Source organism: Ralstonia soli, assembly GCF_023955655.1.
GTDB classification, from domain to species: domain Bacteria; phylum Pseudomonadota; class Gammaproteobacteria; order Burkholderiales; family Burkholderiaceae; genus Ralstonia; species Ralstonia soli.
In genome coordinates this window covers 597,088-620,559 of sequence record NZ_JAMXHT010000003.1, presented here as the reverse complement: position 1 = coordinate 620,559, position 23,472 = coordinate 597,088, and the positions used below count along the sequence as shown (strand labels likewise).

Here is a 23,472-nt window from a genome sequence, read left to right as displayed (position 1 = left end):
CGTCCAGGAGTTGCCATGCTTGAAAACCCGTCCACCCCGCTGTCTACCCGCACGCGCCCGTCGTATGCGGGCATCTGGGTGCCCATCGTGACGCCGTTTGCCGATGATGCAGCACGTTCGGTCGACTACGGTGCGCTCTATACATTAGTGGGGCGGTACCGCGCGCAGGGCGTGGCCGGCTTTGTCGCGTGCGGCAGCACCGGCGAAGCCGCGGCGCTCACCGAGCAGGAACAGGCCGACGTGCTCGATACGGTACGCGCTGCCGCCGATGGGCTGCCGGTGGTGATGGGCTTGTCGGGCAGCGCGCTCGCCCCCGTGCGCGAACGCATGCTGCGGCTCGCAGAGCATCGGCCGGCCGCGTTTCTGGTGCCACCGCCTTCCTACATCCGCCCGTCGCAGGCGGGGCTCATCGACTACTTCACGGCGCTGGCCGACGCATCGCCCGTGCCGGTGTTGCTCTACGACATTCCCTATCGAACCGGCGCGACCATCGACACTGAAACACTGCTCGCGCTGGCTGCGCACCCCAACATCCACGGCATCAAGGATTGCGGCGGCGACGCCGACAAGACCCAGCGCGTGATCGCTGACGGGCGGCTGCAGGTGTTGGCGGGGGAGGATGCGCAGGTGTTCGGCACGCTGTGCGCGGGCGGCGTGGGGGCGATCATTGCTGCAGCCCACGTGCGGACGGAACTGTTTGTCGAGATGGTGCGCGCGGTGCAGGAGCAGCGTTTGAACGATGCCCGCCGGCTGCATCACGCGCTGGCGCCGGTGATTCGGTTGTTGTTCGCGCAGACCAATCCGGGGCCGCTCAAGGCGTGGCTTGCGGCGCAAGGGCTTGTGAAGAACGTGCTGCGCGCGCCGATGCTGGCTGCGGAGGCGTCGATCGCCGACGGGCTGATCGATGCGGTTGGGCGACTTTGAGTGGTTACCTTGGCTGTTGGGGATGGGCCGCCCAGTCCACCCCCAAAGGAACAAGGATCAAACCGCCTTGAACGCCTTGCGCGCCGCCTCAAACGTCGCATCCAGGATCGCATCGTCATGCGTGGCCGACACAAAACCGGCCTCGAACGCCGAAGGCGCCAGATACACGCCCTCATCCAGCATGGCGTGGAAGAACGCATTGAAGCGGCCCACATCGCTCTTGGTCACCTCCGCAAAGCTGGTCGGCACGCCTTCACGGAAATAGATGCCGAACATGCCGCCGACGCTGTCTGCCGCAAACGGTACGCCCACTTCACGGGCAATCTCCGACAGCCCGTCGACCAGCTTGCGTGTCTGCGCAGCCAGGCGGTCGTGGAAGCCATCCGCGGCAATCAGGCGCAGCGTGGTCAGGCCAGCGGCCACGGCCAGCGGGTTGCCCGACAACGTGCCGGCCTGATACACGCTGCCCAGCGGCGCGAGGAAGCCCATGATGTCGCGCCGGCCGCCAAACGCTGCGGCCGGCATGCCGCCGCCGATCACCTTGCCCAGGCACGTCAGGTCCGGCGTGATGCCGTACAGCGACTGCGCGCAGCCGAGCGCCACGCGGAAGCCCGTCATCACCTCATCGAAGATCAGCACGGCGCCGTGCTCCGTGCACAGCGCGCGCATGGCCTGGTGGAACTCGGTGCTGCCACGCACCAGGTTCATGTTGCCCGCCACCGGCTCGACGATCACCGCGGCGATCTCCTTGCCGTGGCGCGCAAACGCCTCTTGCAGCGCGGCAACGTCGTTGTACGGCAGCACCATCGTGTGCTTGACCACGTCTTCCGGCACACCGGCGGACGACGGCGCGTTCTGCGTGGTATCGGCAAACGTCAGCAGGCCCGAGCCGGCCTTCACCAACAGGCTGTCGGCGTGGCCGTGGTAGCAGCCCTCGAACTTGACGATCAGGTCGCGGCCGGTAAAACCGCGCGCCAGGCGCAGGGCGCTCATGGTCGCCTCGGTGCCCGACGACACCAGCCGCACCTGCTCGATGGAAGGCACGAGCTTGCAGATTTCCTCGGCCATGACGACTTCGGCCTCGGTCGGGGCGCCAAACGAGAAGCTGTCCGCCGCCACCTCCTGCACCGCGCGCACCACATCCGGATGTGCGTGGCCGACGATCATCGGCCCCCACGAACCAACGTAGTCGATATAGCGGTTGCCGTCGGCATCCCACAGGTAGGGGCCGGCTGCCTTGGCAATGAAGCGCGGTGTGCCGCCCACCGAGCGGAAAGCGCGCACCGGCGAGTTCACCCCGCCGGGGATGGTCTTTTGGGCTCGTTCAAACAGGGCAGCACTACGGGAAGAGGTCGACATGGATGCAATGGAAAGAGAGAGGCGCCGGGCTACATAGCGTAGCGGCGCGGTTTGGAGCATGAATGCGCGTGTTAGGCGACGGTTTGACGCAGATCACGCGCGAAAGCTGTCAAACACGGTGCCCATCCAGCGCGTGTTCTGGCGCGGGCGGGCGCGATTCGGTACCATCTGGCCTGCCATTTTAATAGACGGAACCACCAAGCTTTACCTATGAGCGACACCAACACCGAACTCAAGACGTGGATGTGCCTGATTTGCGGCTGGATCTACGACGAAGAACAAGGCGCCCCGGATGACGGCATTGCGCCCGGCACGAAGTGGGAAGACGTGCCCATCAACTGGACGTGCCCCGAGTGCGGCGCGCGCAAGGAAGACTTCGAAATGGTGCAGATCTGATCCGGATCTGACCTGTCTCCCGGACGGCCAAGTGAGCGGTTGCCCTCTTGCCGTCCGCTCAATATCAGGAAAGTGACGAATCCAATGAGCCGAATAATCGGCCTCGTCGCTTCCATGCCACAGGGGCCCGGCGGACGACCGGCGCCATTGACGGCATCATTGACGGCGGGTGGGTGACTTGTCACACTTCGTCAAATTCTGAGCTTCACACTTCATAAGCGGGCCGGGGGGCGTAGTTTTGAAGTCGTTGCCCAGCGTGGGCCTATTCCTGGGCGCGCTGCGTGGCGATTTGCCGCGATCCATCCGGTCAGCTTGTCGTGGCGACCTGTTGTCGCCGTAGTCGCGTATGGCGAGAACATGATGCAAACCGCGCGGGTGGAACAACTGACCGACTCCCAACCGCTGGCGAATCTCCCGCTGGCGAATTCCCTCACGGGCTGCAAGGTGCTGGTCATCGACGACTCCAGCACCATCCGCCGCACCGCGCAGATCTTCCTCACCCAGGCCGGCTGCCAGGTCATGCTGGCCGAAGACGGCTTCGATGCGCTGGCCAAGGTGGGTGACCTGAAGCCCGATCTCGTGTTCTGCGACATCCTGATGCCGAATCTCGACGGCTACCAGACCTGCGCGCTCATCAAGAAAAGCCCAAAGTTTCATGCCACGCCTGTGATCATGCTGTCTTCGCGCGACGGGATCTTCGACCGCGCGCGCGGCAAGTCGGTCGGGGCGGTGGACCACCTCGCCAAGCCGTTCTCGAAAGAAGCGCTGCTGGAGGCGGTCCAGATGCACTTGCCCGCGGCACATGCCGCTGTGCAGTGACGGCATCTCTCTTAACGAAGGACTGTTTGTATGGCAATCAAGAAAGTGTTGGTGGTCGACGATTCCCCGACCGAAGCGCTGCACCTGTCGGAGATCCTGGGCAAGAACGGTTTCAAGGTGACGGTTGCTGCCGATAGCGGGCAGGCCATGACCAAGCTCGAAGCCGAAGCCTTCGACCTGATCCTGATGGACGTGGTGATGCCCGGCCAGAACGGTTACCAGGCCACCCGCGCCATCAAGAAGGACGAGCGCTTCCAGGGCATCCCCGTGATCATGTGCACGACCAAGGGCCTGGAGACCGACCGCGTATGGGGCATGCGTCAGGGTGCTTCGGATTACATCGTCAAGCCGGTCAAGGCCGACGAGCTGCTCGACAAGATCGCCAAGCTGCCGCAGTAAGCCTGCTGCAGCCCGTTTCCGTTCCCACCGCGCGACGCCGAATGCCTGAATGGCGCGCAGGACAGACGCAGCACCGGACATGAGCCCGACGTGAACGAACAGCGCACCAACCTGACTTCCCGCCAGCGCCTGCACGAATACCAGGCGATGCTGGCCCGCCGCCTGCAAGAGGCGCGCGCCAAGGCATCGACGGAAGGCTTTCTGGGCGTGCAGATCGGCGAGCACCACTGGCTGCTGTCGCTGACCGAAACCGGCGAGGTGCTCGACTACCAGAGCCCCGCTCGCGTGCCGCTCACGCAGCCTTGGTACCTCGGTCTGGTGAATGCGCGCGGCAACTTGCTCGGCGTGATCGATTTCGGCTTGTTTTGCGGCGAAGCGCCGGCAACGGGCAGTGCGGGGACCAAGATTGTGGTGCTGTCGAAAGACCCGCAGCGCGCGTGCGCGATTGTGGTGCCGCGCGTGGCGGGCTTGCGCAGCGTGAGCGATCTGCAGCCGGCCGAAGCCACGCCGCAAGAGGGGCGCCCGTGGCTGGGCCGCGCCTGGCGCGATGCGCAGGGCACGCTGTGGCGCGAACTCGATGTGCGGCAGTTGCTGGCCGATCCGGCTTTCCTGCAGGTGGGGCGCAGCCGCGCCTAAGCCTGCGGCACCAAGCGGCACCAAGCGGCGACACGAACAACAAAGAAGGCGCGCATTCGCAACGGGAGCGGATGCGCATAGGGGCAAGAGGCGGTGCAGGGCGCGGCTATCGGGCGCGCCAGCGTGTATCGAAAGCACCGCCGAAGGTGCGGACCGCGCCGGACGGAACAAGGCGTGGACGCGGACGGGAAATCCATGCGGCTGATCTCGACAGACCGGGACAGCGGCATCGACACGACAAGAGGGTCCTATGGGGTTCAAGTGGTTCAACGCAGGTCGCCGTGCCGCAGCAGGAACAGCGGCCGGGGCGCCGGAGGTTGCTGCGGAGGGCGCATCCGCAGCCTCCGCGCAGTTGGCTCATGCCCATATGGATGACGACAATCCCGCTGGCACGCCCACGCAGCTGGGCCGCACGCCCATGGATGCCGTGGTCGGCTGGATGGAGCGTGTGCCGTTTGCCGCGCAGCAGCGGGTCTTCACGATCGGCCTGGTGGTCGGCCTGCTGGCCCTGCTGATGTCGGTGTACCTGGATAACCGGCAGGCCAACAACGGCTCGGTGCAGATTGAAATTGCCGGTGACACGCTGATGCACTCGCAGCGCCTGGCCAAGGCGGTGCCGGTGGCGCTGCTGGGTAACGCCAACGCGTTCACGCAGCTCAAGGAGAGCCGCGCGCGCCTGCAAGAGAACCTCGAAGCGCTGAAGAACGGCAACTCCGATCGCGGCGTGCGGGCCACCACCGGCGGCGACGCGCAAGCCCTGCTCGACAAGTCGATCGAAGAGTGGAAGCGCAGCGACAAGAGCGCCCAGGCCATCCTGACGCAGGAGAAGACGCTGGTGGCGGTGGGTAAGACGCTGAGCGTGTTCAACGCGTCCAACCCCGAACTGCTGGAAGAAGCCGAACAGATCTCGTCGATGAAGCTGCAGATGAATGCGCCTGCCCGCGAGGTTGCCGCATCCTCGCAGCTCGTGATGCTGACGCAGCGCCTGGGTAAGAACATGAACGAGTTCCTCGCCGGCGAAGGCGTGAACCCGGAAACGGCGTTCCTGCTCGGTAAGGACACCAACACCTTCAACGAAACCCTGAACGGCCTGCTCAACGGCTCGGAAGCGCTGCGCCTGTCGCCCGTGACCGATACCGAGACCAAGGGTTACCTGATGGAGCTGCAGTCGCGTTTCGACAATGTGCAGAAGACCACGCACATCATTCTCGAAAACCTGCCCGGCCTGATTGCCGCCAAGCGCGCCCAGCAACAGATCTTCAACGACAACGAAAAGCTGCGTGCCGACCTGTCGGAGCTGCAGTCCGCCTACGCAAGCAGCGTGCGCAACCGCCCGCTGACGCTGGGCGCGGTGGTGCTGTCGGCCATCCTGACCGTGGTCTGCCTGGCCGGCCTGGCGGCCCTGTACCTGCGCGATTCGCGCGTGCGTACGATGGAAGCAGAAGCCCGTCAGCGTGAAGCGGAAGAGCGCCGGATGGTGGAAAAGCGCAACAACGATTCCACCCAGGCGGCCATTCTGCGGCTGATGAACGAGCTGCAGGACATCGCGGACGGTGACTTGACCAAGCAGGCCACCGTGTCGGAAGACATTACCGGCGCCATTGCCGACTCGGTGAACTACACCGTGGAAGAACTGCGCGAGCTGGTCGGCCGGGTGCAGCAAACGGCCGAGCAGGTGACGCAGGCATCGTCGGCGGTGCAGACCACGTCGGAATCGCTGGTGGCCGCATCGGAAGAACAGTCCCGCCAGATCCGCCAGACCGGCCAGTCGGTGGTGGAGATGGCCGACCGCATTACGCAGGTGTCGCGCGGCGCGGCCGAATCGGCCAACGTCGCACGCGCTTCGCTGGCCGCTGCCGAGCAAGGTCAGCAGGCCGTGCAGAACGCCATCACGGGCATGAACGACATCCGTGACCAGATTCAGGAAACCTCGAAGCGGATCAAGCGCCTGGGCGAATCGTCGCAGGAGATCGGTGAAATCGTGGAGCTGATCTCGGACATTACCGAGCAGACCAACGTGCTGGCACTGAACGCAGCCATCCAGGCGGCATCGGCGGGTGAAGCCGGCCGCGGCTTCTCGGTGGTGGCAGAGGAAGTGCAGCGCCTGGCAGAACGTTCCGCCGAGGCAGCCAAGCAGATCGGTGCGTTGATCCGCACGATTCAGACCGATACGCAAGACGCGGTGCACGCCATGGAGCGCAGCACGGCAGGGGTGGTGGAAGGGGCGAAGCTGTCGGACAACGCCGGTGCCGCACTGGTGGAGATCGGCCGCGTGTCGCGCCAGCTTGCCGAACTGATTGAAAGCATTTCGCAGACGACCTCGCACGAAGCGACGCTGGCTTCCGACGTGGCGCAGAACATCGAACAGATCCTGCACATCACGGAGCAGACGTCGACCGGTACGCGCCAGACGGCACAGTCGGTGCGCCAGCTTACGCAGCTTGCCGAAGAGCTGCGTGACTCGGTGGCACGGTTCCGCATCGCTTAAGGGCGCAAGCCCTGGATTTCGGGCGGGAGTGCCGAGGGGGTTCCCGAGGCAACCGCCATCTGCTTTCTGGAAGCACACATGCGTCATCAATCTTCCGCCCAGCCCGAACAGCCCGAGGGCGCCTCCTTTGAGGCGACCGGAGCCCCTGCCGGGCGCCAGACGTCCGGCCCGAAGTCTGCCGTGCCTGCACGCGATCTTTCTGTGCTCGCATGGGTGGCGCCCAACATGCGCGCCGCGCTGGACGACGCCGTGCGCGAGTTTGGCGAATACGTGGCCGATGTCACCGCCAACCCGGAAGTCCTCGGTGCGCGCGATACCACCTCGCTTCGCCTGGCCGGTCAATATTTGCACCAGGCGGCCGGCGCGCTGCTGATTGTCGGCCTGCGCGGTGTCGACGTGTACTGCCAGGCCGCCAAGCGCCTGCTCGAAGCGGTGGATGCCGGCACCCTGGCGGCCGACATGCAGACGCTGGATGTGTTCTCGCGCGCCGTGCAGGCGCTGCAGGAATATGTCGCCGACCTGATGGCCGGCATGGCCGAAGAGCCGCTGCGCCTGTTCCAGCCGTATCAAGCCGTGCTCGCCCGCCTGAGCGAAGAGCGCATCCACCCGGCCGACCTGTGGGCCGATGAGCTGCGCCACCTGCCAGCATTGCTGCTGCCCTCGCGCGATCTGCCTGGGCTCGCACGCCTGCGCCGCAAGTTCGAACTTGCGCTGCTGACCGCGCTGCGCGCACCGGCCACGAGCGCCGATGGTGTGCACGCCGATCCCGTGGCGGCTGCGGCCGCCTATGCGCCGCTGGAAGAACTGCTGCACGGCATCCGCGCGCTCGAGCGCGAGCCGCGCCGCGCCGGCGACGATCTGCAGCGCGATCTGTGGCTCGTGCTGGCGCTGACGTTCGGCGCGCTGCGTGCCGGCCTGGTGCCGGCCGACATGACCGCCAAGCGCCTGGCCGCGCGCGTCAACCTGCTGCTGCGCCAGTACTCGCACAACAACATCCACCTGCCGCAGGGCCTGCTGATTGACGCGCTGTACCTGCTGGCCGGGATGGCCTACAACAACGCGCCTGCTGCACCGGTGGGCGACGACACGCTGGGCCCGGACATCGTCGCCTGCGTGCAGGCCTTTGCGATTCCGCCCACGCACGCGCCGGCCGGTGCGCTGCATACGCGCCAGTACTACGCACTGCTGCCAGCCGATGCCAGCGACACGCTGCAACGCGTGGGCCGCACGCTCGAAGCGCTCAGCCAGCAACCCGCACCCGACGCCGAGGAAATCGACGCCGCGTTGCAGACGCTTGCCCTGCGTACCGACACGCTGGGCCAGCCCGCGCTGCTCGATCTGTCGCAGCGCCTGGCGCAGGCGCGTGGCCATGATGTCGTGCCGTCGCTGCAGTTCCTCTCGCGTATGCTGACCCGCCCATGGGCAGTGCATGGTGAGTCGGGCGACCTGCGCAGCGCCTGGTTTGCGGCCCGCTGCGGTGAGCTTGCCGAACATGCTCGCGCCACGCAGGAAGGCCATGCCCGGCCTGCCCCCGTGTGGCTGACGCTGCTGGCCGAAGAAACCGCACAACGCCGGGCACGCGCAGAGCAGGTCCGCGCGTTGCAAACGCTGCTGGCCTCGGCGGAAACGCACCTCGATGCCTTCGAGCGTGAAGGCGCCGAGAGCGGCGGCCTGCAAGAAGCCGCCCGCCTGTTCGGCGAGATGCAGGGCGCCTTTGCCGCGCTCGATGCCTACGAGGCCGTGCACGCCACGCAAGCCGCGCAGTCCACCATCGCCGCGCTGCAAGCCGCTGGCGAGGGCGCACCGGCCGACCGCGAACGCTATCTGGCCGCGCTCGCTGCCAACGTCAGCGGCCTGCAGGGCCTGCTCGACGCGCTGTCCGCAGGCACCGAGCTGACCGGTGGCCAGGTTGACGAGATCGTCATTGAAGGCACGTTGACGCCGACCGCGCGCGAAACCGCCTGGCGCGAGTTCGCCTTCGATACCGAGACCGGCATGCTCGCCCGGCGCGAGCCGGAAGCTGATGTGCTCGCCGATGCAGATGCGGCCCACGCCGATATGGCATCGCCGGTGCAGTTGTTGCTTGATCGCCTGCTGGCCAAGCACCCGGTCGACCCGGCGGACCCGCTGGCCGCCGAGCTGCGCACCGCGCTGCAAGAAGCGCGCGACGCCGCCACCATCGACGACGACCCCGCCCGCCGCAAGCGACTGGAAGAGGCGCTCGCGCAGTTCGATGCCTGGCAGGTGGGCAGCGCCGGTTCCCTGCAGCGCCTGCAGGCTGCGCTGGCGGCGCCGGCTGCCGTGCCGTCCGCTGCTGTGGCACCGGCACCCGCCGCCGCGCGCGATACCCAATCCCTTGATGCCGAGTTGCTCGACATCTTCCTGTCCGAAGCCGAGGAAGTGCTGGCGGGCGTACGCACCGATCTGCACACGCTGCACGCCGCCGCCGACATGGGCGCGGGCGGTCTGGCTACCGGTTCCGACCTGGATTTGCTCACGCAACTGCGTCGCGCATTCCACACGCTCAAGGGCTCGGGCCGCATGGTCGGCCTCACGCGCTACGGCGAAGCCGCCTGGGCCATCGAGCAGGTGATGAACGTGTGGCTGGCCGAGAGCCGCGTGCCCACGCACGACCTGGCTGCGCTGCTCACGCGTGCCGAGTCCGAGCTGTCGGCGTGGGCGGCTGCGATTGCGCAATCGCCCGAGGCCGATCACCCGATCGAGCCGCTGGTCGCCGCCGCCGAGCGCGTGCGTCATGGCGGTCCGTTCGTGTGGCTGGAGACGGCACCCCAAACGCAAGAAGCGCCGGAGGCGCACGAAGCCGCCGGGGCTGAGCCGGTCGCCACGCTCGACCTGGCCGCGCCGGCCAACGATGCCGCCTCGCTGGTGTGGGACGACGAACCCGCGCACGCGGCGTCCGACACGGCGCTCGCGGCGTTCGAAACACCGAGCACCGAGTTCGAAACGCCGCACGTGGAGTTTGGAGCCGCAAACGCCGAGTCCGGAACGCCGAGCGCCGAGTTCGCAGCCCGACATATCGAGTCGGAAACACCGGACGCCGCGTTCGCAACCCGGAATGCCGAGCCCGAAACGCCGCATGCCGAGTCCGGAACGCCGAGCGCCGAGTTTGAGACCTCGAACACCGAGTCCGGCACCCCGCACGTCGAGATCGAAACTCCGGCCGCTGCCGATGGCGACGCCAAGGTCATCCCGTTCCCGTTCGCGCAGACCGGCGAGCCGGAAGAGGTCGTGCATGACGACGGCGTGAAGGAGATCGGCCCGACGCGCATCAGCGTGGCGCTGTACAACGTCTACCTGCAGGAAGCGGATGATCTGATCCGCCGCCTGGGGGTGGACTTCTCGGAGTGGCGCCACGAAGGCCGCACGCCGCCGAGCGAGCTGGCCCTGCGCGCCGCGCACACGCTGCAAGGCAGCTCCGCCGTGGTCGAGCTGGAGCCTGTGCGCCAGCTGGCCGATGCGCTGGAGCAGGTGCTGCTGAACCTGCACAGCCGCCCGGTGGCGATGCACCCCGGCGACTTCCGCTTGCTCGACCAGGCTGTCGAACGCATGCGCGGCATGCTGCATCAGTTTGCCGCCAGCATCTGGCCGGAAGCCGACGAACCCGTGCGCCGCAGTCTGGAAGAGCTGTGCGAACGTGTCCTGGTGCGTCCGCGCTTGCCGTTGGAGCCTGCACCGCTGGCCTTGAGCGACGACGCTGAACACACCGAACACGCCGAAGCGGCCGAGAACGAAACCGCAGGTCTGGCAGGCGAGCCCGCATTCCCGCCGACCGAGGTCACGCCCACGCTGGCGCCGGTGTATGCGCAGCCAGTCGTCCAACCCGCTGAGCCCGTGGGCGAACTGGTGCGCCAAGCGCCGTCCGACGCGCTGGACCCGGCGCTGCTCGACATCTTCCTGGAAGAAGCGCACGCCGCGCTGCCCGAATTGGGCCAGCAACTGCGCGCTTGGGAAGCCGCGCCGCAGGACCGCACCACCGCCGGCCTGCTGCTGCGCAACCTGCACACCGTCAAGGGCAGTGCGCGCATGGCCGGTGCCATGACGCTGGGCCAGGCGGCGCACGAAATGGAAAGCGCCATCGAAGGCGGCCTGCGCCAGAACCGCGTGGACGATGCGCTGTTCCGCAAGCTCTACGTCTGGTTCGACCGTATCCAGGCACACGTCGATGCGCTCGGCGCGGGCAACCTGCTGCCGCTCGATGCGGGCCTGGCCGATGCTGCGGAAGTGCAGCACACCGCTGCCGACGCACAGGCAGTGTCCGGCACGTCGATGCTGCCCGCCGTGGCCGCCACGACCAGCGTGGATTTGACCGGCGCACGCAGCCCCGAAGCCGAGGCCCTCGAAGTGGCCGAACGCCAGCGTGCCATGGTGCGGGTGCAGGCACGCGCGCTCGACGCGCTCATCAACGATGCCGGTGAGGTGGGTGCCGCGCGTGCGCGCCTGGAATCGGAAGTCGATGCGCTGAAGACGTATCTGTCGGAGTTGAACGACAACGTGGCGCGCTTGCGCTCGCAGGTGCGCGAGATCGAAATCCAGGCCGAAACGCAGATGGAGTCGCGCATTGCCGATGCGCAGGCGCACTCCGAAGCGTTCGACCCACTGGAGTTCGACCGCTTCACGCGCCTCCAGGAACTCACGCGGATGATGGCCGAGTCCGTCAACGACGTGGCGACGGTGCAGCAGAACTTGTTCCGCGGTTTCGACCAGGCCTCGCTGGACTTGGAAACGCAGGCGCGCCTCACGCGCGGTCTACAGCGCAGCCTGATGCGTGCGCGCATGGTGCAGTTCGATACCGTGGCGGACCGCCTGTATCGCGTGGCCCGCCAGGCGGCATCGGAAACCGGCAAGGAAGTCCGCCTCTTCATCAAGGGCGGTACGGTGGAACTGGACCGCAGCGTGCTGGACCGCATGGGCGGCCCGCTTGAGCACATGATCCGCAACGCCGTGGCGCATGGCATCGAGCCCGCCGACGAGCGCCGCGCCAAGGGCAAGTCGGCCGCCGGCGAGCTGACGCTGGAGGTGCAGCAGGAAGGCAACGAAGTCGTGCTGCATTTCGTGGACGACGGCGCGGGCCTGAACCTCGATCGCATCCGTGCCCGCGCGCTGGAGCGCCAACTGCTGGCGCCCGACGAAGAAGCCAGCGACGCGCGCCTCACCGAGATGATCTTCACGCCGGGCTTCTCCACCGCCGATCAGGTGTCGGAGCTGGCCGGCCGTGGCGTGGGCATGGACGTGGTGCGTGCAGAGACCGTGGCGCTGGGCGGGCGGATTTCGCTGCAGACCACGGCGGAAGTCGGCACGCGCTTCACCATCCACCTGCCGCTGACCACCGCCATCACGCAGGTGCTGCTGGTGCGCGTGGGCGAGCGCGTGTATGCGATTCCGTCGGGCATGATCGATCACGTGCAGCAACTGCGCCCGCAGGCGCTGGCCGAGGCGTACAACGCCGCCGCGCTGCAACTGCCGACGGGTCCGGTGCCGTTCCATTACTTCGGCACGCTGCTGGAAGAATCGGCATCCGTCACGGGCGGCCGCAAGTACTCGCCGGCCGTGGTGGTGCGCAACGGCGCCGACCGCGCTGCCGTGCACGTGGACGAAGTGATCGGCAACCGCGAAGTGGTGGTCAAGCACATCGGCCCGCACCTCGCACGCCTGGAAGGCATTGCCGGTGCGACCACGCTGGGCGACGGCGAGATCGTGCTGATCTACAACCCCGTGGTGCTTACGCAGCGCTTCGAGCGCGAAGCGGCCGCGCGTGGCCTGTCCGATCAGGAAGCGACCGGCGCCGTGGCCGAGCTGCAGCGCGACGGCAGCACCGACGCCGTGCCTGGCCTGGCCACGCAGCCGATCGTCATGGTGGTCGATGATTCGCTCACGGTGCGCAAGGTCACGCAGCGTCTGCTTACGCGTTCCGGCTATCAGGCCGTACTGGCGCGCGACGGCGTGGACGCACTGCGTCAGCTGCAGGATGTCACGCCAGATGCGATGCTGGTCGACATCGAAATGCCGCACATGGATGGCTTCGACCTCACGCGCAACGTGCGTGCGGATGAGCGCATCGGCGCCACGCCGATCATCATGATCACCTCGCGGTCGGCGGACAAACACCGCCGCTATGCCGCGGAGATCGGCGTGAACGTCTACCTCGGCAAGCCGTACAACGAAGAGGAACTGCTGAAGCATCTGCGCACCCTCATCGGTGAACGTGCGCCGGCGGCCAACGTGGGCTGAAGCACAACGCAGCAAGGATGACGGGCCGGCATTGACCGGCCCGTTGTCTTTGGCGCGTCAGTTGTTGCGTGGGCTGGTTCTACCGAGCGATGCCGCTTCCGCGCCCGAGGTGCGATCCGCCTTGGTCACCGCATAGCGATCGAGCGTGGCGGCGCGCGCGCCGGCATGATCGACGATCGGGTGTGGGTAAGTCTCGCCCAGCACGACGCCCGCATCCTTCAGCACATCGGCCGGGGCCGTCCATGGCGCGTGGATGTACTTGTCGGGCAGCCTGGCGAGCTGCGGCAGGTACTTGCGGATGAAGCGGCCCTGCGGGTCGAACTTCTCCGATTGGGTGACCGGGTTGAAGATGCGGAACCACGGCTGCGCATCGCACCCGGAGGAGGCCGCCCACTGCCAGCCGCCGTTGTTGGCCGCGAAGTCGAAGTCGTTGAGCACGTCGGCAAAGTACTGCTCGCCGCGCCGCCAATCGATGCCCAGGTCCTTGATGAGAAAGCTGGCCGCCACCATGCGCAGGCGGTTGTGCATATAGCCACTCTGGAAGATCTGCAGCATGGCCGCGTCCACCAGCGGGTAGCCGGTGCGCGCGGTTTTCCATGCTTCGAAGCGGGCGTCGCCAAGCTCGCCGTCCACCCAGCGGATGCGGTCGAATTCCGGGTGGAACGATGCGCCATGCGCCAGATCGGGGCGGTGGTGCAGGATCATGAAATAGAACTCGCGCCAGATCAGTTCCGACAGCCACGTCGCCGCGCCTCGGCTGCCGCGCAGCATGGCGGCATGCGCGCGCGCTGCGAGTGTGCGGATCGATACGGTGCCAAAACGCAGGTGCGTCGACAGATAGCTCGGCCCGCGCACGGCGGGGAAGTCGCGGCGCGCGTGGTAGTCGTCGATGCGGTTTTCGAAATCCTCCAGCAATGCCTCTGCGCCCGACATGCCGGTGGGCAGGGCGAGCTCCGACAGGTTCGAACGTGCAAAGCCCATCGCTTCCAGCGTAGGCGTGGCAGGCGCGAGTGCTTGTGGCGGTTTGGCCAGCGCGCCAAAGTACGGCTCGGTCGGATACGCGCGCAGGTCGAACGGCGTGAGCGCGGCCAGCCACGCATTCTTGTAAGGCGTGAAGACGCCATACGGCTTGCCTTGTCCGTTCAGGATTTCATCGCGCTCGAAGATCACCTGGTCCTTGAAGTCGAACCACGCGCACGGCTGCTGGGCGAGCGTCGTTCGCACGGCTTCGTCGCGGGCCTGCGCGCTGGGCTCTTCGTCGTGGTTGGCGAAGACAGCTTCGATGTCGAGTTGGCGGGCGAGATCGGGAATCGCGTGGCGCGGGTGGTCATGCACGACGATGAGGTCGCCGCCGGCTTCGCGCAGCACGGCGCGCAGTGCCTCGACGGACGCACGGATGAACTCGATGCGGCGATCGGCCCGCAGCCCCCGCGCTAGCAGCGCGTCAAGGATGTCGCGGTCGAACACGAACACGCAATAGACCTGGCGGCAGTGGCGCAGGGCATAATGCAGCGCCGCGTGGTCAAAGTGCCGCAGATCGCGCCGGAACCACACCAGCCCGCGCTGGAAATGCGCGCCGATCGCGTACGGTTGGCGGTTTGAGGCGGGGTTCGGCATGGGGAATCGGCTTGGACGGAAACTGGCCGAGCGTATCGCAAAAACCCGGCTGTATTGTCTTCTTCACGTTGTTGTCATGGCTGATTCTTCTGCTCGTCTTCCGCTGTATCGCATCCTGCAATCCCAGGGCTTCGGCACGCGCCGCTATTGCAAGGACCTCGTGCTGGCAGGGCTCGTTTTCATCAACGGTGTGGAAATGGAAGACCCCGATGCGCTGGTCGACACCGCCGGTCTGGTGCTTGACGTGGATGGCGAGCGCTGGACGTACCATGCGCGCGCCTACCTGATGATCCACAAGCCGGCAGGGGTGGAGTGCTCGCAAAAGCCGAAGCACCACCCGAGCGTGTACTCGCTGCTGCCCGTGCCGCTGCGCGAGCGCGGCGTGCAGTGCGTGGGCCGGCTCGATCAGGACACCACCGGCCTGCTGCTGCTCACCGACGACGGCCAGTTCGTCCACACGCTTACCAGCCCGCGCCACCAGGTGCCCAAGGTGTACGAAATCACCACCGCCGAACCGGTGACCGACGCGCAGGTCGCCCAACTGTGTGCCGGCGTGCTGCTGGCCGATGAAAATGAAAACGTCGCCGCCGCCTGGGCCGAACGCGTGGACACGCACCACCTGCGCATGGCGCTCACGCAGGGCAAATACCACCAGGTGAAACGCATGGTGGCCGCAGCAGGCAACCACGTGGCGGGGCTGCACCGCAGCGCCATCGGCGGGTTGTCGCTGGGGGATGATCTGGCCCCGGGTGACTGGCGCTGGCTGGACGCCGCCGATCTGGAGGCGCTGAACACCACCCCGCCGCATGCAGGCGCGCCGAGTGCATGAATCATCACACGAAGCCAGTTGGCGCCACCGGGTCTTTTCTCAAATGAAAGGGGCGGTGGCCGAGGGCTTTTGGTAAACTAGCCCCATGGCCTCGCCGGACGCACCTATCAATCTCACGAATCAGTTCCTGATCGCTATGCCCGGCATGGCGGACTCCACCTTTTCGGGCACGGTCGTGTACATGTGCGAGCACAACGAGCGCGGTGCGCTCGGCCTCGTCATCAACCGACCCATTGATATCGACTTGGCGACGCTGTTCGACAAGATCGACCTCAAGCTCGAAATCCACCCCCTCGCAGAACAGCCCGTGTATTACGGCGGCCCGGTGCAGACCGAGCGCGGCTTTGTGCTGCATGACGCCACGGGCGCGTATTCGTCGTCGCTGGCGGTGCCGGGCGGGCTGGAAATGACCACTTCCAAGGATGTGCTCGAAGCGGTCGCCCAGGGCGGCGGGCCGCAGCGCTTCATCCTGACGCTTGGGTACGCCGGCTGGAGCGCCGGTCAACTGGAAGACGAACTTAGCCGCAACGGCTGGCTGACCGTCCAGGCTGATCCCGAGATCATCTTCAATGTGCCTGCCGAAGCGCGGTTTGCTGCAGCGCTGAACCTGCTCGGCATCAACCCCGCCATGCTGTCGGGCGAGGCAGGGCATGCCTGAGCCGGTGCATCCGGCCATCGCTTCCGTGCCTGTTGACGGCACCTTGCTGGCATTCGATTACGGCGAAAAACGCATCGGTGTGGCGCTGGGCAATACGGTGTCGCGCTCGGCGCGGGCGCTGGAAACCATCCCCAACCGCTCGGTCGACTTCCGTTTTGCGCAGATCACGCGGCTGGTGAGCGAATGGCAGCCGGTCGGCTTCGTGGTCGGCATGCCGGTGCACCCCGATGGGGAAGAGCAGCCGATGATCAAGCTTGCCAAGCGCTTCGGCAATCAATTGCATGGCCGCTATGGCCTGCCGGTCACCTGGGTGGACGAGCGATATTCCTCGATCGCCGCGCAGGATGCCGGTGCCTCCGACGATGTGCTCGACGCGGAAGCCGCGCGCATCATCCTCCAACAGTTCTTCGACGAATCATGACATCGCAACAGATCGATGCCGAGGCCCTGTACCAGAGCCTCGTCGCACAACTGCGCACGCGGATGGCTGAGGGCCACGCGTGGTCCATCGCCGGAATCGTCAGCGGTGGCGCCTGGATCGCCAAGCGCCTCGCGCATGACCTGGGCCTGCCCGAATACGGTGTCGTCAACGTCGCCATGCACCGCGACGACTACGCCAAGAAGGGCCTGCACGCCAAGGCGCAGCCGACCACGCTGCCGTTTGACGTGAACGAGCGCCGCATCCTGCTGGTGGACGACGTGTTGGCCAGCGGCCGCACCATCCGAGCCGCCATCAACGAGCTGTTCGATTACGGCCGCCCGGCTGCAGTGGAGCTCGCCGTGCTGGTGGATCGCGGCGAGCGCCAGTTGCCCGTGGCGCCTGATTACATCGGCGAGCGCATCACGCTGTCGGTTGACGAGTCGCTCGTGCTGAGCAAAGCCGGCGAGGGTGCCTCCGCACGCTTCACCTTCACGCGTGAGCCCAAGGGTGTCTGAGCCCGCGCGCTGCATCGCTTCTGTTTTGTCCTGACTTGACCTGACCTCGTCGCCTTTCGTTTCTCCATGCCCAAGACTTTCGCCAACCCGCAGCTCACGAAAAACGGCGAGCTCAAGCACCTGCTGTCGATCGAGGGGCTGTCGCGCGACATCCTCACGCACGTGCTGGACACCGCGCAGCAGTTCGTCTCCGTATCAGATTCCGACCGCGAGGTGAAGAAGGTGCCGCTGCTGCGCGGCAAAAGCGTGTTCAACCTGTTCTTCGAGAACTCCACGCGTACGCGCACCACGTTCGAGATTGCGGCCAAGCGGCTGTCGGCGGACGTGATCAACCTGAACATCAACGCGTCGTCCACCAGCAAGGGCGAGTCGCTGCTCGACACGATCAACAACCTGTCGGCCATGCAGGCGGACATGTTCGTCGTGCGGCATGCAAGTTCGGGCGCGCCGTACCTGATTGCCGAGCACGTCGCACCGCACGTGCACGTGATCAACGCGGGCGATGGCCGCCACGCGCACCCCACGCAGGGGCTGCTCGACATGTTCACCATCCGCCACTACAAGAAGGACTTCTCGAACCTGACGGTGGCGATCGTCGGTGACATCCTGCACTCGCGCGTGGCGCGTTCCGACATCCACGCGCTCACGACGCTGGGCTGCGCCGAGGTGCGCGCAATCGGCCCGCGCACGCTGCTGCCCGGCGGCTTGGAGCATATGGGCGTGCGCGTCTTCCACAACATGGAAGAGGGCCTCAAGGGTGTGGACGTGGTCATCATGCTGCGCCTGCAGAACGAGCGCATGAGCGGCGCGCTGCTGCCCTCTGCGCAGGAATACTTCAAGGCCTATGGCCTCACGCAGGAGCGCCTGGCGCTGGCCAAGCCCGACGCCATCGTCATGCACCCGGGCCCGATGAATCGCGGCGTGGAGATCGACTCCGCCGTGGCCGATGGCGCGCAATCGGTGATCCTGAACCAGGTGACGTTCGGCATTGCGGTCCGTATGGCCGTGATGGGCATCGTGGCCGGCAACAACGACTAAGAACAGCGATGAAACTGCATATCAAGGGCGGCCGCCTGATCGACCCGGCCAACGGCATCGACGCGCAACAGGACCTCTACATCGCGGCAAGCAAGGTGGTGGGCGTTGGCCACGCACCGGCGGATTTCCACGCCAACAAGACGGTCGACGCGACGGGGCTGATCGTCTGCCCGGGGCTGATCGACCTCTCTGCACGCCTGCGCGAACCGGGCTACGAATACAAGGCGACGCTCGAATCGGAAATGGCTGCTGCCATGGCGGGTGGCGTGACCTCGCTGGTGTGCCCGCCCGATACCGACCCCGTGCTGGACGAGCCTGGCCTGGTCGAGATGCTCAAGTTCCGCGCGCGCAACCTGAACCAGGCGCACGTGTATCCGCTTGGCGCACTCACTGTCGGCCTGAAGGGCGCGGTGCTGACCGAGATGGCCGAACTGACAGAGTCGGGCTGCGTGGGTTTCTCGCAAGCCGACGCGCCGATGGCCGACACGCAGGTGCTGATGCGCGCGCTGCAGTACGCGCAGACCTTCGGCTTTACGGTCTGGCTGCGCCCGGAAGATCCGTACCTGGGCAAAGGTGGCGTGGCCGCGAGCGGCCCGTTGGCTTCGCGCATGGGCCTGTCGGGCGTGCCGGTGATTTCGGAAACGGTGCGCCTGCACACCATCTTTGAACTGATGCGTACAACTGGCGCGCGCGTGCACCTGTGCCGCCTGTCGTCAGCCGCCGGCATCGAGCTGGTGCGCCGCGCCAAGGCCGAAGGCCTGCCGGTCACGTGTGATGTGAACGTCCACCACATCTCGCTGACCGACGTCGACATCGGCTACTTTAATTCGCAGATGCGCTTTGTGCCGCCGCTGCGCTCGAGCCGCGATCGCGACGGCATCGTGCGTGCGCTGTCCGATGGCACCATCGACGCGATCTGCTCCGACCACACGCCCGTGGATGACGACGAGAAGCTGCTGCCGTTTGCCGAAGCCTCGCCCGGCGCCACCGGCCTCGAAACCCTGCTGCCGCTGACGCTGCGCTGGGCCGCCGAGCACAAGGTGGAGTTGCCGAAGGCGCTGGCGCGCATCACCAGTGAACCGGCGCGCGTGCTGGGACTGCATGCGGGTTCGCTCGAAGTGGGCGCGATGGCCGATGTGTGCGTGTTCGACCCCGATGCCACCTGGACACTGGAGCCGCGCAACCTGCGCAGCCAGGGCAAGAACTCGCCGTACCTCGGCTTCGAGTTGGCTGGCCGCGTGCGCGCCACGTTGGTCGCTGGCCACCTGGCGTATGACGGGCATTGACGAGCGCATGGCGAGCGCGCCAGCCGAGGTGAGCCTGCCGCAGCGCAGGCACATCCTGCGCAAGTTGCGCCTGCTCGTGCATCTGGTCGAGGGCCTTGCCACGTGCGCGTTGCTATTCTGGTGGATCGGCCCCGTGCGCAAGCAGGCGCTGATCCAGCGCTGGTCGCGCAAGCTGCTGGCGTTGTTCCGGTTCTCGCTCGTCGTGCATGGCGAGCCGGCGCAGGGCAAGGATCTGGCGGGCTCGATGCTGGTGTCGAATCACGTGTCGTGGATCGACATCTACGCCATCAACAGCTGGCACCCGCCGCGCTTCGTCGCCAAATCGGAAATCCGTAGCTGGCCGGTGATCGGCTGGCTGTGCGCGCAGACGGGTGTGCTGTTTGTCGAGCGCGCCCGCAAGCGCGATGCGCACCGCATCATGCATGACATTGCCCATGCGCTACGCGGTGGCGATGCGATCTGCGTATTCCCCGAAGGGACGACGTCGGACGGGCTGCAGTTGCTGCCGTTTCACGCCAACCTGTTCCAGGCGCCCGTGAGCGCCGGTGCGCCGATCCGCCCGCTGGCGCTGCGCTACCGCGTTGCCGCCACGGGCGAGTTGACGACGATTCCCGCGTATATCGGCGACTTGTCGATGATGGATACGATCAACGCGATCCTGAACGGGCCGCCGCTGGTGGTGGAGGTGCTTGTGGGCCCGGCCGTCGCCCCGGAGATGGACCGGCGGGCGCTTGCGGCGCACAGCCAGGAAGCCGTGGCCGCGCTGATCAACCGCGCGGGCTAGGCCAACCGGTTATTTCTTCTTGTGCGCGAGCGGGTCTTGCGCCTGCTCGCAATCCACCTGGATCACGTCACGCCCGGCGGGCGCCAGCGATAGCTTCGCTGCCGTGAGCTTGCCGCCCCATACGCAGCCGGTATCCAGGCCCATTACATCGTCGCGCATCACCAGCCCGCGCGTGGACCAATGTCCGAAGACGATGGGCGTGCCGCGTGTGCGGCGGCCCGGTACGTCGAACCATGGCATGTGACCATCGGGTGCGCCGTCGGCGTCGGTCGTCTCGAACTCCATCGTGCCGTCAGGCTTGCAGAAGCGCAGGCGGGTGAGGGCGTTGATCGTCAAGCGCAGGCGGTCCATGCCGACGAGATCGTTGCTCCACTTGTCCGGGTGGTTGCCGAAAGCGTCAGCCAGGAAAGTTTTCCAGTGGGGGCTGCGCAGTTCGCGTTCCACTGCGCCGGCCAATTCCAGCACGTCGCCTGTCGTCCATTGTGGCAGGACGCCGGCGTGGACCATCAGGAAGCTATTTTCGAAGATGGCCAAGGGCTGGTGGCGCAGCCATGTGATGAGTTGGTCGCTATCGGGCGCGGAGAGGATGTCGGTGATGGTGTCGCGCTTGCCTGGTTTGCGCACGCCGGCGGCCACGGCCAATAGGTGGATGTCGTGGTTGCCGAGGACTGTGCGGGCGCGGCCCGCCTCGCAAAGGGCGGTGACCTGGCGCAGCGTGCCGAGGGAGTCGGGGCCGCGGTTGATGAGGTCGCCGATGAAGCGTAGTGGGGCGTTGGCGGGTAGGGCCGCCAGGAGGGTCTGCAGCGGTGAGCAGCAGCCTTGGAGGTCGCCGATGGCGTGAGGAGGGATCGACACAGTGGTGATGCGGCGCTGTAGTGCTCAAAGGACTATTAAGCCTCAATACGTCAATTGTGTTACGGCGCGCTACAAAAAGATGACAGTCATCGGCAGGGGCTTACCTTAGGGTCGGATAGAATACGGCACTTCCAATCGTATGTAATATTCCGTTCCCTCCGATGGGGGTATCGCGCGGAACCGCAATGCGCGTGGCTGAGCCCGCAGCAAGGAGCACAGAGTTTTGTCCCACATCCTCGTTACCGGCGGTGCCGGTTTCATCGGCGGCAATTTCGTGCTGAACTGGCTCTCCAATGCCGATGCGGATGGTGTAATCAATGTTGATAAGCTGACTTACGCTGGCAATCGTAGGACGCTTGCTCCGGTCGAGGGTGATCCGCGCCACGTCTTCTCGCAGACCGATATCTGTGACCGTGCCGCATTGGACCGCCTGTTCGCTGCTTACGAGCCACGGGCGGTGGTGCACTTTGCTGCAGAAAGCCATGTCGATCGGTCCATTCGTGCGCCGGCCGACTTTATACAGACAAACATCATTGGTACGTTCACTCTGCTCGAAGCCGCGCGTACCTATTGGAATGGGCTCGATGGTGACGCCAAGGCGGCATTCCGGTTTCTGCATGTTTCGACAGACGAGGTGTTTGGCTCCCTCGGTCCTACCGACTCGCGATTCTCCGAGACCTCGCCGTACACGCCCAACAGCCCGTACTCGGCGTCCAAGGCGGCATCGGACCACCTCGTTCGTGCCTATTACCATACATATGGTTTGCCAGTCCTGACCACTAACTGCTCCAACAGCTACGGGCCTTACCACTTTCCGGAAAAGCTGATCCCGCTGATGATCACCAACGCGCTCAGCGGCAAGCCGCTGCCCCTCTATGGTGATGGGCGGAACGTGCGCGACTGGCTTTACGTTGAGGACCATTGCAGTGCCATCCGCGAGGTGCTGGCCCGCGGCCGCTTGGGCGAGACCTATAACGTTGGCGGAGGGAACGAGAAGAGCAATCTTGAGGTCGTGCACGCCTTGTGCGACCTGCTGGATTGGCTCAAGCCGAAGGACAGTGGCTCTTATCGCGATCAGATCACCTTCGTGAAGGATCGTCCCGGCCATGATCGTCGATACGCCATCGACACAAGCAAGCTGGAACGCGAACTGGGCTGGAAACCCGCTAAAACCTTTGAAACAGGGCTGTGCAAGACGGTGCAGTGGTATCTGGACAATCAGGCTTGGGTGCAGGACGTGATGTCTGGCGAGTACCGGAATTGGGTGGCAAAGCAATATGCTGCGTAAGTCGGGCTCCATTCCGAAGTTCCTGGTAACGGGAAGTAACGGCCAAGTTGGCTTTGAGCTGCGGCGCAGTCTGGCTCCGCTGGGCGAGGTGATTGCGCTTGACCGCGCCGCATGTGACCTGACTCAGCCAGACATGCTGCGCCAGTTGGTGCGCGAATGCCTCCCCGACGTGATCGTCAACCCAGCCGCCTATACCGCAGTGGACAAGGCAGAGAGCGACGCGGATACCGCATTCGCCGTTAACGGCACGGCAGTGGGCGTACTAGCTGAAGAGGCGCGCGCACTGGGCTGCCTACTGGTGCACTACAGCACCGACTATGTCTTCGATGGTACTAAGGACGGCCTGTATGTCGAGACAGATGCGACCAGTCCGCGGTCTGTCTACGGCAAGAGCAAGCTTGCCGGGGAGGAGGCAATCGCAGTATCGGGCGCAACCGCGCTGGTGCTGCGTACCTGCTGGATAGCCGGTGCGCACGGCGGCAATTTTGCGAAAACCATACTGAAACTGGGGCGCGAGCGGGACTGTCTGCATGTTGTTGCTGATCAGTTCGGCGCGCCCACCTCAGCCGCGTTAATTGCTGACGTGACAGCGCAGATTGTCGCGCGTTCATGGCTTGCAGCGGATCGTTCGGTCTTTCCTGGCGGCACCTATCACCTGGCCGCCGGAGGGGAGACCACCTGGCACGGTTATGCCACCGAGCTATTGCACTACGCGGCGGCGCGTGGCGTGGAGCTCAAGGTGGCCCCAGAGGCGATTGCCGCCATTCTTACGGCCGAGTACCCATTGCCGGCGCCACGGCCGGCCAATTCGCGCCTCGACACCAGTAAGTTGCGTGGGACGTTCGGCATTCATCTTCCCAATTGGCGCCAGGGTATTCATTTCCTGCTTGACCAGATTCTTTGAGTAGCAA

Annotated in this window: 19 protein-coding genes; 16 read left to right on the top strand and 3 right to left on the bottom strand. The window is 65.8% G+C overall.

Annotated elements, in window-relative coordinates:
• Positions 1–15 precede the first annotated feature (15 nt).
• A complete protein-coding gene (dapA, locus tag NG900_RS09960) occupies positions 16–924 on the top strand; it encodes a 4-hydroxy-tetrahydrodipicolinate synthase (protein WP_252679739.1) in 909 nt (302 codons plus the stop codon).
• Positions 925–981: 57 nt separating this feature from the next.
• On the opposite strand, the gene hemL is transcribed toward dapA, so the two are convergent.
• Positions 982–2,283 (bottom strand): glutamate-1-semialdehyde 2,1-aminomutase, encoded by a 1,302-nt coding sequence (gene hemL, locus NG900_RS09955; protein ID WP_252679738.1) that lies wholly within the window; start codon positions 2,281–2,283, stop codon positions 982–984.
• Between the two features lie 210 nt (positions 2,284–2,493).
• On the opposite strand from hemL, the gene NG900_RS09950 reads away from it, so the two are divergent.
• The 6 genes from NG900_RS09950 to NG900_RS09925 all read left to right on the top strand — a co-directional run bounded on the left by NG900_RS09950 (position 2,494) and on the right by NG900_RS09925 (position 13,270).
• Positions 2,494–2,679, top strand: a complete 186-nt coding sequence (locus NG900_RS09950) for a rubredoxin (protein WP_021196743.1) — start codon at positions 2,494–2,496, stop codon at positions 2,677–2,679.
• 360 nt (positions 2,680–3,039) lie between these two features.
• On the top strand, positions 3,040–3,498 hold the full coding sequence (locus NG900_RS09945; protein WP_289813754.1) for a response regulator: 459 nt from the start codon (positions 3,040–3,042) through the stop codon (positions 3,496–3,498).
• Between the two features lie 30 nt (positions 3,499–3,528).
• Positions 3,529–3,897, top strand: coding sequence for a response regulator (locus NG900_RS09940; RefSeq protein WP_252679737.1), 369 nt, complete (start codon positions 3,529–3,531; stop codon positions 3,895–3,897).
• Between the two features lie 90 nt (positions 3,898–3,987).
• Positions 3,988–4,533 (top strand): chemotaxis protein CheW, encoded by a 546-nt coding sequence (locus NG900_RS09935; RefSeq protein ID WP_252679736.1) that lies wholly within the window; start codon positions 3,988–3,990, stop codon positions 4,531–4,533.
• A gap of 250 nt (positions 4,534–4,783) precedes the next feature.
• Positions 4,784–7,021, top strand: coding sequence for a methyl-accepting chemotaxis protein (locus NG900_RS09930; RefSeq protein WP_252679735.1), 2,238 nt, complete (start codon positions 4,784–4,786; stop codon positions 7,019–7,021).
• Positions 7,022–7,099: 78 nt separating this feature from the next.
• On the top strand, positions 7,100–13,270 hold the full coding sequence (locus NG900_RS09925) for a hybrid sensor histidine kinase/response regulator (protein ID WP_252679733.1): 6,171 nt from the start codon (positions 7,100–7,102) through the stop codon (positions 13,268–13,270).
• 57 nt (positions 13,271–13,327) lie between these two features.
• On the opposite strand, the gene NG900_RS09920 is transcribed toward NG900_RS09925, so the two are convergent.
• A complete protein-coding gene (locus NG900_RS09920; protein WP_252679731.1) occupies positions 13,328–14,887 on the bottom strand; it encodes a cryptochrome/photolyase family protein in 1,560 nt (519 codons plus the stop codon).
• 76 nt (positions 14,888–14,963) lie between these two features.
• Here NG900_RS09920 and NG900_RS09915 point away from each other — a divergent pair, with 76 nt between their 5' ends.
• From NG900_RS09915 to NG900_RS09885, 7 genes are all read left to right on the top strand, one after another.
• Entirely contained in the window at positions 14,964–15,716 is a 753-nt protein-coding gene (locus NG900_RS09915) for a 16S rRNA pseudouridine(516) synthase (protein WP_252679728.1), read from the top strand.
• A gap of 85 nt (positions 15,717–15,801) precedes the next feature.
• Complete coding sequence (locus NG900_RS09910) at positions 15,802–16,374, top strand: YqgE/AlgH family protein (RefSeq protein ID WP_252679726.1); 573 nt, start codon at positions 15,802–15,804, stop codon at positions 16,372–16,374.
• A complete protein-coding gene (gene ruvX, locus NG900_RS09905; protein ID WP_252679725.1) occupies positions 16,367–16,795 on the top strand; it encodes a Holliday junction resolvase RuvX in 429 nt (142 codons plus the stop codon). The genes NG900_RS09910 and ruvX overlap by 8 nt, the downstream gene beginning before the upstream one ends.
• Positions 16,792–17,310 carry a bifunctional pyr operon transcriptional regulator/uracil phosphoribosyltransferase PyrR gene (pyrR, locus tag NG900_RS09900; RefSeq protein ID WP_252679724.1) on the top strand — a complete coding sequence of 173 codons (519 nt, stop codon included), beginning with the start codon at positions 16,792–16,794 and terminating at the stop codon, positions 17,308–17,310. Before ruvX ends, pyrR begins: the two co-directional genes overlap by 4 nt.
• 66 nt (positions 17,311–17,376) lie before the next feature.
• Positions 17,377–18,348 (top strand): aspartate carbamoyltransferase catalytic subunit, encoded by a 972-nt coding sequence (locus NG900_RS09895; protein WP_039597599.1) that lies wholly within the window; start codon positions 17,377–17,379, stop codon positions 18,346–18,348.
• 8 nt (positions 18,349–18,356) lie between these two features.
• Complete coding sequence (locus tag NG900_RS09890) at positions 18,357–19,634, top strand: dihydroorotase (RefSeq protein WP_252679722.1); 1,278 nt, start codon at positions 18,357–18,359, stop codon at positions 19,632–19,634.
• Entirely contained in the window at positions 19,621–20,418 is a 798-nt protein-coding gene (locus NG900_RS09885; RefSeq protein WP_252679720.1) for a lysophospholipid acyltransferase family protein, read from the top strand. The genes NG900_RS09890 and NG900_RS09885 overlap by 14 nt, the downstream gene beginning before the upstream one ends.
• A gap of 9 nt (positions 20,419–20,427) precedes the next feature.
• Here NG900_RS09885 and NG900_RS09880 read toward each other — a convergent pair whose 3' ends face one another.
• A complete protein-coding gene (locus NG900_RS09880; protein ID WP_252679845.1) occupies positions 20,428–21,282 on the bottom strand; it encodes a symmetrical bis(5'-nucleosyl)-tetraphosphatase in 855 nt (284 codons plus the stop codon).
• Positions 21,283–21,496: 214 nt separating this feature from the next.
• Between NG900_RS09880 and rfbB the strand changes: the two genes are divergently transcribed.
• Both rfbB and rfbD read left to right on the top strand, forming a co-directional pair.
• The gene (gene rfbB / locus NG900_RS09875) at positions 21,497–22,561 is read left to right on the top strand and encodes a dTDP-glucose 4,6-dehydratase (RefSeq protein ID WP_252679718.1); all 1,065 of its coding nucleotides are present in this window, start codon (positions 21,497–21,499) and stop codon (positions 22,559–22,561) included.
• Entirely contained in the window at positions 22,551–23,465 is a 915-nt protein-coding gene (rfbD, locus tag NG900_RS09870; protein WP_252679716.1) for a dTDP-4-dehydrorhamnose reductase, read from the top strand. Before rfbB ends, rfbD begins: the two co-directional genes overlap by 11 nt.
• The last annotated feature ends 7 nt before the right edge of the window (positions 23,466–23,472 follow it).

What these genes read in the sequence shown, in the direction of transcription:
- hemL (WP_252679738.1), bottom strand. Translation starts at nt 2,283, where the DNA reads ATGTCGACCTCTTCCCGTAGTGCTGCCCTGTTTGAACGAGCCCAAAAG.
- NG900_RS09890 (WP_252679722.1), top strand. Translation starts at nt 18,357, where the DNA reads ATGAAACTGCATATCAAGGGCGGCCGCCTGATCGACCCGGCCAACGGC.
- NG900_RS09885 (WP_252679720.1), top strand. Translation starts at nt 19,621, where the DNA reads ATGACGGGCATTGACGAGCGCATGGCGAGCGCGCCAGCCGAGGTGAGC.
- ruvX (WP_252679725.1), top strand. Translation starts at nt 16,367, where the DNA reads ATGCCTGAGCCGGTGCATCCGGCCATCGCTTCCGTGCCTGTTGACGGC.
- NG900_RS09920 (WP_252679731.1), bottom strand. Translation starts at nt 14,887, where the DNA reads ATGCCGAACCCCGCCTCAAACCGCCAACCGTACGCGATCGGCGCGCAT.
- NG900_RS09925 (WP_252679733.1), top strand. Translation starts at nt 7,100, where the DNA reads ATGCGTCATCAATCTTCCGCCCAGCCCGAACAGCCCGAGGGCGCCTCC.
- NG900_RS09915 (WP_252679728.1), top strand. Translation starts at nt 14,964, where the DNA reads ATGGCTGATTCTTCTGCTCGTCTTCCGCTGTATCGCATCCTGCAATCC.
- NG900_RS09950 (WP_021196743.1), top strand. Translation starts at nt 2,494, where the DNA reads ATGAGCGACACCAACACCGAACTCAAGACGTGGATGTGCCTGATTTGC.
- NG900_RS09945 (WP_289813754.1), top strand. Translation starts at nt 3,040, where the DNA reads ATGCAAACCGCGCGGGTGGAACAACTGACCGACTCCCAACCGCTGGCG.
- NG900_RS09910 (WP_252679726.1), top strand. Translation starts at nt 15,802, where the DNA reads ATGGCCTCGCCGGACGCACCTATCAATCTCACGAATCAGTTCCTGATC.
- NG900_RS09895 (WP_039597599.1), top strand. Translation starts at nt 17,377, where the DNA reads ATGCCCAAGACTTTCGCCAACCCGCAGCTCACGAAAAACGGCGAGCTC.
- dapA (WP_252679739.1), top strand. Translation starts at nt 16, where the DNA reads ATGCTTGAAAACCCGTCCACCCCGCTGTCTACCCGCACGCGCCCGTCG.
- NG900_RS09940 (WP_252679737.1), top strand. Translation starts at nt 3,529, where the DNA reads ATGGCAATCAAGAAAGTGTTGGTGGTCGACGATTCCCCGACCGAAGCG.
- NG900_RS09930 (WP_252679735.1), top strand. Translation starts at nt 4,784, where the DNA reads ATGGGGTTCAAGTGGTTCAACGCAGGTCGCCGTGCCGCAGCAGGAACA.
- pyrR (WP_252679724.1), top strand. Translation starts at nt 16,792, where the DNA reads ATGACATCGCAACAGATCGATGCCGAGGCCCTGTACCAGAGCCTCGTC.
- rfbD (WP_252679716.1), top strand. Translation starts at nt 22,551, where the DNA reads ATGCTGCGTAAGTCGGGCTCCATTCCGAAGTTCCTGGTAACGGGAAGT.